The sequence below is a fragment of the Neokomagataea tanensis genome, assembly GCF_006542335.1.
Classification (GTDB): Bacteria; Pseudomonadota; Alphaproteobacteria; order Acetobacterales; family Acetobacteraceae; genus Gluconobacter; species Gluconobacter tanensis.
In genome coordinates, this window is record NZ_CP032485.1 from 2,215,371 (window position 1) to 2,227,659 (window position 12,289).

Here is a 12,289-nt window from a genome sequence, read left to right on the forward strand (position 1 = left end):
GCCTTCGGGAGGGGGGTGGCGAAATAATGTAACCCCATAACAAGCACTTATGACGGGTTGGTTATACAGGGTGCGTACCTGGCCAGCTGCGTGAACTTGCCATTGCACGTGCAAGATCCATGAGGTGTTCCTTAACGGCGACAGAGGCTTCCGTCTCAGGAATACTCTCTGGAACGCAAAGAGAGACGTCTTCTTGGATTGTCGGGTTGCGCAAAGGTACGATGCGTGAACGCCCTTCTACCGCAATTCGGCTGGCGACTGACCACGGTAGTATTGTTGCTCCTAACCCCTCTGCCACGGCGTCTTGCATAGTATGAATACCTTCAATTTCGGCAATGGTCGTCGGGGTGATTTGCTTGCGCTGAAAGGCCATATCGATTCGTTTTCGAACGAAATTATGCGTAGGAGGTAGAAGGAGGGGGAGGTGTACAATCGAAGCAAGGTGGACAGCCCCGTTCTCGTCTAAGGGGAGGTCCATGTCGATTGGTGCAAGCAGAAAAAACTCTTCCCGCATGAGGGGGGTGAAAGATACACCTTTAATCGGTCCGGCTCCGTGGATGACGGCCATGTCAAGGCGGCCCGTCATGATCATTTCGCTGTAAATATCATCAAAACTTTCAGTTAGATGTAATGTAATGAGAGGTAAGTGGCTACGGATACGCCTGAGCAGTGCCAGAGAGAGTGTTGAGCCGGCACTATAGGGCGACATGCCAGCGGAAACACGTCCAACGAGGGGGCCGCTGCCTGCGGAAATCTCAGCCGTAGCGCGCTCAAGTTGTTTTATCATGAGTTGCGCGTGGCGGTAGAGCGTACTCCCGGCTGATGTGGGGGTAACTCCACTTTTGCTTCGAATAACCAGTTTTTGTCCCAAAGAGGACTCTAAAGTAGCAAGCTGCTGACTTAAGGCTGGCTGGGCAATGTTAAGGAGGTCCGCCGCGCGGGAAATACTTGCCAGATCAACAATCTTAACGAAGGCGTGCAGTCGCCTGATGTCCACAGGAATACCTTTCAAAGGAGTTATTGTTTGTCATAAAAGAACAAAAACTGAGCTAAAACCGTATGATTTTGGATGAATCGGGTCAATATGGAGCCGTAAAAAGAAAGCCATAAAATTTCTCTATATCATCATATATGAAACGAAAACGTAACCTTCCGGAATAGATTCAAACATTGTGCCCCCGCGGCGCTTCGATGGTTTGCGTGAATGCCTACCTCCCGGAGTGTGTATCAGCGATGGCGAGAATTCTGCAGGAGGGATGGTATGGTGCGTCATCGGTTCGAGCTTATCAACAGGGATAATCGTTCTGGCTTTCAGATGTCTCTCCAAGTGACGCGTATTGCCATTTGCGTAATGCTTGGCGCGACTACGGCTTTGTCTTCTGGCATAGCTTCTGCAGAAACGCGACAAACCGCGAAGAAGGCTTTAGCCGCTAAGCAAACTGAAAAAAGCCCTATAAAGACTACAGCATCCCAACCAAAAACGGCAAAAAGAAAAGCTTTTTCAGCTATTGATAATGAGCAGATCATTGTAACTGGCACCCGGGCACCAAATCGCCACGCCCGCCAGAGCGATAGTCCTATTTCAGTTGTTAGCGCCGCTGCATTGGCGCGTACTGGGCAACCTAATCTTGCTGAAGCTTTGACGCGCGTCTACCCGTCAATCAATATGCAGGCTATGGGACAGAATGCAGACGCCTTGACATCATCAATACGTATGCGTGGCCTCAACCCCAATCATGTTCTTGTGTTGATTGATGGTGTACGGCGGCATACGACCTCCAACATCAGCACGGGTGCGGGTGTTAATTTTGCGTCTACACCTGCAGATCTTAATACGATCCCGCCTTCTGCTATTGATCACATCGAAATCCTAGAGGACGGCGCTGCCGCGCTCTATGGATCAGATGCTATTGCAGGGGTTATCAACATTATAACCAAGAAAAAACCCTCGGGATTGCACGTTGCGGCAACAACAGGAGCTAATGCCTATCTAGGAGATGGCTGGACGGCCCAGTTGGACGCTGACGGTGGCCTGCGGCTTGGATCAGATGGTTACATACATCTGTCTGGGCAGTTTATGCACCGTGATACATCAGTTATTCCAGCGATTGATCATAGGTTGATCGCAAATCAAGCTCCTGCCGGAGCTTACCTAGCAAATGCTTACACAGGAAGTGTACCCGTTTCGCTCTACGCCAATAAGGTAACGAATATCCCGGAAGAAACGCGTGAATCTCTTGCAATAACATTTGGAAAGCCTATTACCTCGCAGATTGATGGGTATGGGGTAATTACTTACGCACACCGACACTCTCAGGCTTTTCAACAGTACCGACTGCCTACCGTTTTACCCTCGGTTTACCCAAATGGCTTTGAGCCCATTGATGCTGGCGAAGAAAATGATTACGCCGCGACATTGGGACTCAAGGGGCGCAACTTGCTCGGTTTCGATTGGAACCTGAGTACGACTTATGGTGCGGACCATCTGAATATCAGCACGACAAATAACATTAACTTGGGAATGTTAAAGTCGACTTGCGTACCGGCATCCGTTGATCCGACATCCTCTTTTGCGTCTGAAGATGGATGCGGCTACGCAAAGACAAAATTCTTTCTCAAAGGTTTCACTTCAGCGCAGTGGGACAATAAATTCGATGCTCGTCGCAGTTTTACGCTTCCCTTCAATGTACCGCTCAATCTGGCTTGGGGGGCTGAGCATAGACTAGAATCTTACACATTATCGCCAGGTGAACCATCTTCCTACCAAGTGGGAGGGCCGCAGGCGATCGTCGGTTTGACGCCTAAGAATGCAGGAAGCTGGGACCGCGACATCTGGGCTGGCTATCTAGAAACGGACTTCAAGCCGCTGAAAAATTGGGACATAGATCTAGCTGGCCGCTTGGAGCATTATACGGATTTCGGGAACACTCAAAACGGCAAGATTTCAACGCGTTACGATATCACGCCACGAATTGCTGTACGTGGCACAATCAATAATGGCTTCCGGGCACCAACCTTGGCAGAACAGCACTATAGTTCGGCCAGCCTGCAGCCGACAGCAGCCGGCGGTTTGCTTCCTGCTGATTCCGCAGGAGCTAAAGCGCTTGGGGCGTCTCCTCTGAAGCCGGAGCGCTCGTGGAACATGTCAGGTGGTTTGGTGCTTGAGCCACTTAAAGGTTTCCATGTTGAAATAGATGCTTATCAAATAGCAATTCGGGATCGCCTCGTTAGTAGCAGCTTGTATAATGGTGCAGCGGCCGTTGCTGCATTATCATCTCTTGGTTTTACAGTTCCATCGACAATACCTGCCAACAACGTAACAGCTAATTATATTACGAACGGTGCAAGTACCCGTACGCAGGGCTTAGATATAAAAGCCGATTACATTTTAAGATTGCACAAGTACGGTAATGTTGCTTTAACAGCCGCTCTTGACCTCAATAGAACAAGAATTAGCCATCTTGCTCAAGGGGCAAATGGTGGGCCACTGCTCAATGCTCAGGCCGTTTCCCAATTCACTACGCAATATCCGCGCAGTAAATTGATTCTTAATGCATTATGGACTGTTGATAAATTTGATATAAATATACGCCAGAGCCGGTATGGACAGACAAAAAGCCTGTTGACTTACCAAGATTGGGCGACAGGGACCTGTCCCGATGGTTCGCCTAAGCAGTTTTCAACGAAATGCTTTTATCAATTTAAAGGAGCTCCGCGTTGGTTGACTGACCTAGAGGTCGGATACCATGCCACAGAGCACCTACATCTTTCTGTTGGTGCAAATAACATTTTCAATGTTCGTCCAAGAAAAATACCGCAAGAAACACGGTATAATGGAACTAATATTTATGACACATACGCCTCTAGTATTCCTATGACAGGAGGATACTACTTTGGTAGAATTGATATGAATTTTTAAATTATTGAGTAGAAGGATTGCTTTGATTATAATAAATCAAAGCAATCCTATTTATTTTTCAAATAAGTTTATTTGATCAAAAAAGCTCTAGCTATTTCCGCTGGAGGACGCCGTAATATAGACAAATTAGTGTAAAAATCCATTTTTCCATCATCTGAAATTCTTGCATAGATATCGGCTGCGGTCAGCCTTTCTTTCAGCCCTTGTAAGCGTGCCTCCGAGATTTGAATGGGAAGAATGTTACTCCCGTTGTTAATTGGTTTGAGCGTAAACCCTTCTGAATTGCACAGAAGCTGAACTACTTCTTTGGCCCGGATCTGAGCCTTTAGGTAATTTTCCTGAAATTTAGGTAAATTTATGAGGGGAGGGAGGGCTAGCTGCCATCCTCCGTGTAGAAGACCTCCAAATAAATGTCTTAAATGACGTGCCTTTTCCATGTTTGTACGTTCTCCTATAAGCATAGCGCCTGTAGGTGCACCTAAGTATTTATCCAATGAAACCATAATTGTATCAAACAAAGATGCTGTTTTTTGTAAATTGAAATTATCTATTCCATAGAGAAGTAATGAACGAGAGCCATCCCAATGCATGCCTATTTTTTGCTCCCCGGCAATCGACGATATTTGTTCTAAATCTTTGAATGGAATATAAGCGCCGTTATGTCGCCGTACTGGTGATTCAAGGGAAATAGCGCCGACAGCGACTGGATATGGTCTATTTTTCCAGCTCTCAATTTCCAAACGCACACTCTCTGGCGAAGGGTTAACTAATCCTGGAGCCATGGGTACTAGATTGAGGCCACTTAGTATTTGTGCTGCATCGCTTTCATCTGCGTACAAGTGGCTATCCTGTTGCGTAAGAACCAAGCGCTGTTCATCAGCAAGAAGCCGAACTGCTACGTTATTCGCCATGGTTCCAGTTGGAAAAAATACAGCGTCTGTTTTCCCAAATAAATCTGCTATTTGCTTTTCTAAAGCACTTACAGCACCATTTTTTAAATAAAGGTCTTCTGGATTATTAATATCTGATGCTGCCTCGTGTAGATATGCAATCTGTTCAAGCGGCGAGAGCGGTGCAGTGTCACCAAATAATGTGACGGAGCGCGAAGAAAGTTGGGTAGGTGGCTTCGTTTTTGGTGTACTAGCCGAAGCTGACACCACTCCGGGTAAGCAGGTTGAGACCATGATCGCGGCTGATTTTGAAAATAATTCCCGCCTTTGCATAGGTCTGTCCTTTAAGTGCTAATATTTTAAGATAGTAGCATTATTTAAAGGTTTTTCTTTTGAGCAAGCAATTTAAATTTTGAAAACGTATCTTTCTAAAGATAAAAATATTTCGGAGTACGTATTAAATAAATAAGAGAGACCGAACTGCGACGATCTCTCTTACATATTGCTAATTCATGCCACCTCTTCGGAGGTTTTGCATGTAGGCGTTAGACTATAAAGAATACAAATTCTCATCACTGCTTAGAAGTTGGCGAATGCGCCAAAACGGAAGGCACGCCCTAGGATGCCTGCGGCTCCCCACGCTGGGTTGTAAAGGTAGCCACCATAAGTTCCAAGGTCCAATGGTGCTTTGAAATTAGCAACATTGTAGACATTGGCATAAACAGACCAGTGGCGATTAAACTGGTAGTTAAACGTCATATCAATGTCCCAAAACGCTTTGGTTTTGCAGCGCAATGGGCTTCCATCCATATTGTAAGCACCACTAAAATTGGTAGCAGCAAGAGAGCAATCGTTGCGAGTGCCTCCGCCAGTATAATCCTCTGCGGTTAGCTTGTAGCCGCTGGTGTAGTATACCGTGGTAGTCCAAGAAATCTTTTTATAAGTAAGGGTGTTCGCCCAGTTCGCACGCCATTTTGGCGTTCCGGAAGCTGACGTTGTATTCGCAGGCCCCAAGGTTCCAGCGTAATGCTGGGTAAGTTGCCCGGGATATGTTACATTGTAACGGAATACATAAGAGGCGCTGCCCTTACTATACCACTTGATGTCGGATAGTGCACCCGGGAGGGCAACGTTTGCGTCGAGCGCAAGGTCTAGACCGTCCGTCATAAGACGCGCGCCGTTAACGTACGTTAAGTTAACAATTCCTGGACGACGTTGCGCATTGGGATTGTCGGGATCGGCAATGTCCGGAACGACCTGTGAAGTTGTGGTTTGGCCAGCATAGTAGGCAGCAATGGCGTCGCTCTGTGTTTGGGCTGCAATATAATTAGATTTCTTGATGTAAAAATAGTCAACGCTCAGATTCATCCAAGACGTAGGTTTGATAATTGTTCCGCCCGTGAAGTTTGTGGCTGTTTCTGGACGTACATTTGGGTTTCCAACAGTGTTTAGACCAATGCTGTAGGCTTGCGCATAAGTATTAGGCTTGCCTGCTGCCGTTAAATGCTGCTGAACAAAGGCCGCCGCGCTTGGGTCGTTCGCGGGGTTATACGATACGAAGCCAATTGTTCGACTGTTTGTTTCTGCGAAACTTGGAACTCGAAATCCCTTTGAGAAAGTGCCACGCAATGTAAATTCGTGCACGGGCGAGAAAATCACGCCCACCTTTGGTGAGAAGCGACCGTAGCCAGCTGAATAATGGTCGTACCGGCCTGATACGTTGGTTGTGAGTTGTTTGACAATTGGCGCATTTAACTCAAAGAAGCCGGACTGAACCCACCGTGCGCCTTGTGCGTAGAAGGGATTGAGGTTCATATATTGTGTTGATGGATTTGCCGGATTATCTGGATTAGCACTAGGAGCATTCAGTGTTTCGCGCCGGATGTTTCCGCCAATGGCTAGGTCTAAATTTCCACCTGGCAAACGCATCAACCCTTTGGACAGAGTGGCCTGAGCTGAATACTCTGCTGAGTGGGCGTTTTGAATTGCGGTAGGTGCAATAAAATTCCGAACCGCGCTTGAATTTTTTGAGGGGTCTACAAAGTTATAAGAACCATCGTTAATTGCTTGCTGCACACGACCAAATACTGGGATGCCAGTATTAACGACTTGGAGCACATCAGCCATGCCGGTAAAGCTGGCGTCATACGTCCAATCTGAACCCCACTTTGAAGGCGCCCAGCCTGAAAACGTAGTGGCGCCCCGGAATGCCTGATTAAACTGACTACTGGTACGGTTAAGATCACCGAAAAGGTAATAAATTTGCGCGACTTGGTTTTGATTGGCAAACGGGTTGTTGGGGTTGAGTTCACCGTTACTTAAGCGTACTGGTAGAGTAATATTAGCAAAGCTGATATCACCTGACCTGCTTTGTGAACGAATGCTGACAGGGGACCCTGTATTATAGTTCAAGTTTTGCGAATAGGTAAACATCGCGGTTACTTGATTACGGTCGTTAATATTTCCCGTAAAGTGCCCTGTAGCGCTGATACGTCGATCCGCAGGATTAATTACGCGGTAATCGCCTACAGTATTTTGTTCACACACGCTGTTAGCAAAACGGCCAGTTGTACCGCCGAATGCGCCTGCAGGTACGTTGTGTTGAACTAGACCGGCGCAATTTCCACCCAGCGGTTGAAGGCCTCCAATTGGGGTAAGTTGCCCGTTTGCAGCAACTGAAACAGGGCGCACGGTTGCAACCCTTGTTGCACCGATGCCTAGGACCGAACCGTTACTTTGAACGGCATTAGGGTTGCCATTGAAACCACCAATCCCGTAGAGATTACCAGTGTTGTAGGGATAACCGCGTTGACGGTTATAAAGCATGTCATCGTTTTGATATTCAGCGTTTATATAAAAGTTATACCCATCTTGAGCGAGGCTTCCGTGTCCAAACGTTGCATAGAGGCGTTGATGCCCTGAGTCTCCATGCTCCGATAGCCCGCCTTCGGCATTGCCTTCAAAACCCCTGATTTCTTTACGAGTAATAAAGTTAACGACACCAGCAACGGCGTCTGCGCCGTATGTTGCAGATGCGCCGTCTTGCTGAACGTCAATTGTCTGCATGATGGACATCGGGATCCAGTTTGAATCCACGAAATTACGCGCTCCGTCATCAGAAAGCGGGTAATACGCAAGGCGCTGACCGTCCATGAGAGTTAGTGTTGAATCTGTAGTTAGACCACGCAAAGAGGGAGCTGAAGCCCCTGCTGCGAACGCCCCGTTTGCAGAGAATGAGGGTGGCAGTGTGCCGGAGCCGTTAGCGGCAAGTTGTTGTAACGCTTGTGCAGCAGTGGTGATTCCACGCGCACGCAAATCTTTGCTAGTCAGGTGTGTAATAGGAGATGCGCTGCGGAAGTTAGGGTCCCTGATTAAAGACCCCGTGACAACAACATTCTCGCTTTGTGTGGCTGTAACCGCGACTGGAGCTGTTTGTGCCTGAGCTAGAATACGAGCTTTAGTCACGCTCGGAGCTGGCGCCGCGTTTGTTGACGTCGAAGTTTTAGGGCTGGGCCGCACTGCGAGGGGCAGGGCATGACTATGCGCCGCATGTTTGTGAGTAGAGGCGGCGTGTACTGATGCGGCAGAGACGCCGCTCATCGCTGAAAAAGCTAGCAAAAACAGCCGTGAAATACGTCCAGGCAAAGGTGCATTCCTTCTAAAAACAATACGGTGCGGCACCACGATATGATTGCCTCATCGGCCATTTTTAGGCGTATCCGGCATTGATTTGCAGGAATGCGAAAGATGGCTAGCCGAGGAATATTCTTTCAGAGGAACGGTTCGTTACCGTTTCATATAGATATTTTCAGTCATTAATCGTGTTTCTAAACCGTAACAATTTTGCCGTATGTAACCATGTTGTCAAATTTAATTTAGTTTGTTTCAAAAAGACTTAAATTTCGTGTTATAAATGACACACTTTTTCTATGAATATAGATATGTTTCAAATTATATCTATCTTGAGATGGAGGGATCGAAGAATTGTCAATTGATGTGCTTGGCCTGTAGTTTATGGCTTTTGGCGATTTGATTGACGGTTCTTGAGGTCGTTTCCGGTCTGCGTTTTGCGCAGATTCAGGGCTGTCTCCCGCTGGATGACTGCGCGCTCGCGCTGATCCGCTTTAGGAAGAGAAAGCGGCACATGTTGTAGACAATATTGGCCAGTCCGATCCTCATGGTTACCCGGGTGATACCGACAGTTCGGATGAACAGTCCTGTCTGCGATTTCCGATCGGCAAAGACATGCTCGACACGAGATCGGACCACCGACGTTCCAGCATTCGATTTCTGGATATGCCGGGGCATAGGCTCGAGATGCGGCTTTTTTCGGTGAACTTTTGAGACAAAGCCCTGCTTTTCTATGAAGTCTTCGTTGGCTTTGGAGCGATACGCCGTGTCTGCCCAGACGCTTGAGGCCGTATTGGTTTTATCCAGCAACCTTTCTCGCAAGCGCGCATTATCACTGGCGGCAGCATCTGTCGTCTTCCATTTCCGGATGAACCGGAACTTCCGGTCGATGGAGACATGGGACTTATAGCCAAAGAACGGAATGGCAAGATCCGTTGTGGGCATCGTCCCGTCATCCTGCCGCTTTGCCTTCGTGACCTTCAGTGTCTATCGTGCATGACGATCCTTGTGCGACAGCTTTGCCGGCTTGTCCTGCCAGTCTTCAGGAATACGTCCTACCCGGAGGTCGGCTTTCTCAGCATTCGTATTGCGCTGCTTTGGAGCGGCTGCCAATGTTGCATCTAGGATCTGGCTCGACATCGGTAGATAGCCCGCGCTCCGCAGGGTCGCGTCAAATCGGTTAAACAGTCTTTAAATAGCCCCCGCATGGGTCAGGCGTTCACGGAACAGCCAGATTGTTTTGGCATCAGGCACACGGTCCGACAGCCCAGGCCAAGGAAACGCATGAAGGACAGGCGATCGGTGATCAGACAAATTGTTCAGCGTCTGGATCACTAGGATTTTGAACATCAGTACCGTATCAAACGGTGGACGCTCGCCTTTACTGCTGTCTGAATAGGCCAAAGCCTGCTCCAGATCAGGGCGAAACACTTCAAAATCCATTAGTCCGGGAAAACGCTTCGAGCTGATCGCTAAGCCCGCTCAACCGGGCAAGCCGCTCTTCAACATCAAAGAAACCAGCCTGCCTCATAGCGCTATTCCCTCAGTCAGAACCGGACAAATGGAGTCACAGAGCTGGTTTCAAAACCAGGGGGTTTTTCGAACCCTCCAGCTGAAGGTGCATCACTGTGTGCCTATCAAAATGGACACCGCGCAAGATGCACGCGATATACTGGATGAATGGCAGATCGGGATCAATGATCTCGCCAATGCGCCGATCATGCCCTGTAACTTTCATTTTAGTAATGAAATCCATGGCGGTCAGGGGGCTCAGAAAAACTATGGCGATCTCATCAACCAGTACATGGAAGAAGCCGATAGACTTGCTGTAATCGAAAGTAAAAGTTTGGGCGGTGGAGAACCGGGCTTCAAGGCCGGACGAGCCGTCGTCATGGATTCACGGCGCAGATTCTGCGATAATCTGACCTACAAAAGCAAAGGCCCCAACGCGATCGTCTTTCAAGAAATCATGCATAATGTCGAAAAAGGCGCGCGCCAATTAGTGAATGGAAACTAGGCATGAATGTTACAGTTTATCAGATTGACCATGAGGGCCCCGTGGGTAAACTTAGCCTGCTCTCAAGAAATGAAAATGATCTGGTTCTGAACGGCTAGGACAGAAAACTGATGAGCCCTGGATCGCGCCTGAAACCAGAATAAACTCCTGGTTCATCCCGGCCGATATTGTCGGGTTCGGGCCCAATGCCATGGCTTTTACCCCCCATACGGTTGAGGTCTTACGCGATCAGATTGCTCAATGCGCCGATATGCTGCCTGTGAAGACGCCGTATGGCGACTATGCCTGGTTCAACTGCACGCAATATCTTGATTGCGTCATTCAGGACAGGATCGAAGGTACGAGAGACGACACAGGGAAATACTGGCTTTCTATCGATAAATGGGTCTTCGACGAAACCATGCTCCTCGAAGCGCCACCCGTATTTCGGACAACCGTTTTAGGCTACGATTTGCGTTATTTCTGCACGGACTCATTCAAATCTCGAATCGAAGAAACCGGGCTTGTGGGTATGGAGTTTACCCCCGTCTGGAACAGCGAGACCGGGGGTATTCTACAGGAATTCCCCATTCTTCTTGGCCCTGAGAGCCTTGAAATAGGGATCCAGTGGGAGAAATGTCGGGATGAGCTTTCATCCCGTTTTGGTATCTTTGGCTCTGTTGCCAAGTGAACTGTCCCGGGTTTTGTGGAGATAAAAAGGTCGAAGAGGTAGAGTTGATGGCTTCTGGGGTTACCATTTGAAATGCAAGAAGTTTTTGATCCTGATGTGCGAGTGATAGATTGCGGTCTTCTGTCAGGGATGATGAAGCCTCTATATTCGTCAAGCATGTAATTCAGGTTCCTTTGGCCTGCACAAGGCGGTGAAGATTTCACGCACGATGTATCGTTTGAGGCATCGGATAATTTCACCGCTGGTCTTTCCGTTTGCGGTTTTTTTTCGACGTAAGCCAGGGTTGGCGGATGAGTGCGCATTTTGACGATAGCGACGCGGTAGTGAGCGGCATTGGCCTGTCTGTTGCCTCCTCGGTTAAACCGAAAGCGATTTGTCCTGCCGCTTGAGGCCGGGATCAGGCAGGCCCCGCACAGACAGGCGAGTGCCGCTTCTGATCGGGTGCGTGCGGTGCCCTCGGCGTCGAAGTGATCGTTTTTTCCATGTCGGGCACGGATCAGACGATTGGAGCGGGTGACTTCAATAACCCTATGCCCGCAGGTCAGCAGTAGGCGTGACAGCCCGGCCCCGTATGAACCGGTTCCCTTAACGCCGAAGGCCTTGATCTTGCCGAGGGTCCGCGCCCATTGTTTGAGTTCAAGATAGCCATCCATATCCGCCGTGATGGATCGATGTCCTAAGGTCGTTCCACGGCTGTCGAGGGCCACGGCAACATGTGTGTCCTTATGTGTGTCTACACCGATGATGATTGTCCGAACTAGCTGTGACGTCATGAAGAGCCTCCTTGCGAAAAAAGTGCCCGTGCATCGGACGAAGAGGGCAGGACTGTGAGGGGGCAAACCCGCCAAGCTCCTATTAGGTCACATCGCCATCCGGTGCCCAGGACGAACCAATACCCGACACATCATCACCAGGGTCAGAGTGTCGGCCCGCCAAAGCACACTCACAGTCACATTAATTTTTGTAAGTCGCCTGAGGTCGAGTTGCCTGATGTTGCGGAAGGCTGAACGCGAAGGATGTGCAAACAAGCGCGTTGTCGTTTGAGACTGGCGGAGCGAAAAAGGTAGGAAGGGGAAAGCACGCGTGGGATCTGCTTGCAGATAGCTTTTTAGGAATTCGTCGAAGACGTAAGCGTCTCCGATAGAGGGTCGCCACAGCTAGTG

At 48.7% G+C, this 12,289-nt stretch carries 6 protein-coding genes and 2 pseudogenes; 3 read left to right on the forward strand and 5 right to left on the reverse strand.

Annotated elements, in window-relative coordinates; genetic code table 11:
* Positions 1 to 61: 61 nt before the first annotated feature.
* Positions 62 to 997, reverse strand: coding sequence for a LysR substrate-binding domain-containing protein (locus D5366_RS09975; protein WP_141493462.1), 936 nt, complete (start codon positions 995 to 997; stop codon positions 62 to 64).
* A gap of 264 nt (positions 998 to 1,261) precedes the next feature.
* On the opposite strand from D5366_RS09975, the gene D5366_RS09980 reads away from it, so the two are divergent.
* A complete protein-coding gene (locus tag D5366_RS09980; protein ID WP_240775249.1) occupies positions 1,262 to 3,919 on the forward strand; it encodes a TonB-dependent receptor plug domain-containing protein in 2,658 nt (885 codons plus the stop codon).
* 68 nt (positions 3,920 to 3,987) lie between these two features.
* On the opposite strand, the gene D5366_RS09985 is transcribed toward D5366_RS09980, so the two are convergent.
* The 3 genes and pseudogenes from D5366_RS09985 to D5366_RS09995 form a co-directional block, all read right to left on the reverse strand.
* Positions 3,988 to 5,142 (reverse strand): threonine aldolase family protein, encoded by a 1,155-nt coding sequence (locus D5366_RS09985; RefSeq protein WP_141493464.1) that lies wholly within the window; start codon positions 5,140 to 5,142, stop codon positions 3,988 to 3,990.
* Positions 5,143 to 5,388: 246 nt separating this feature from the next.
* Positions 5,389 to 8,454, reverse strand: coding sequence for a TonB-dependent receptor domain-containing protein (locus D5366_RS09990; protein ID WP_240775250.1), 3,066 nt, complete (start codon positions 8,452 to 8,454; stop codon positions 5,389 to 5,391).
* A gap of 432 nt (positions 8,455 to 8,886) precedes the next feature.
* A pseudogene (locus D5366_RS09995) lies at positions 8,887 to 9,970 on the reverse strand (IS5 family transposase).
* A 99-nt stretch (positions 9,971 to 10,069) separates the two neighbouring features.
* Here D5366_RS09995 and D5366_RS10000 point away from each other — a divergent pair.
* Together D5366_RS10000 and D5366_RS12060 are read left to right on the forward strand one after the other, a co-directional pair.
* Positions 10,070 to 10,456 (forward strand): hypothetical protein, encoded by a 387-nt coding sequence (locus D5366_RS10000; RefSeq protein ID WP_170211082.1) that lies wholly within the window; start codon positions 10,070 to 10,072, stop codon positions 10,454 to 10,456.
* A 190-nt stretch (positions 10,457 to 10,646) separates the two neighbouring features.
* Positions 10,647 to 11,126, forward strand: coding sequence for a hypothetical protein (locus D5366_RS12060; RefSeq protein WP_141493468.1), 480 nt, complete (start codon positions 10,647 to 10,649; stop codon positions 11,124 to 11,126).
* Positions 11,127 to 11,276: 150 nt separating this feature from the next.
* Here the strand turns inward: D5366_RS12060 and D5366_RS12240 are convergent.
* A pseudogene (locus D5366_RS12240) lies at positions 11,277 to 11,899 on the reverse strand (IS110 family transposase).
* Between the last annotated feature and the right edge of the window lie 390 nt (positions 11,900 to 12,289).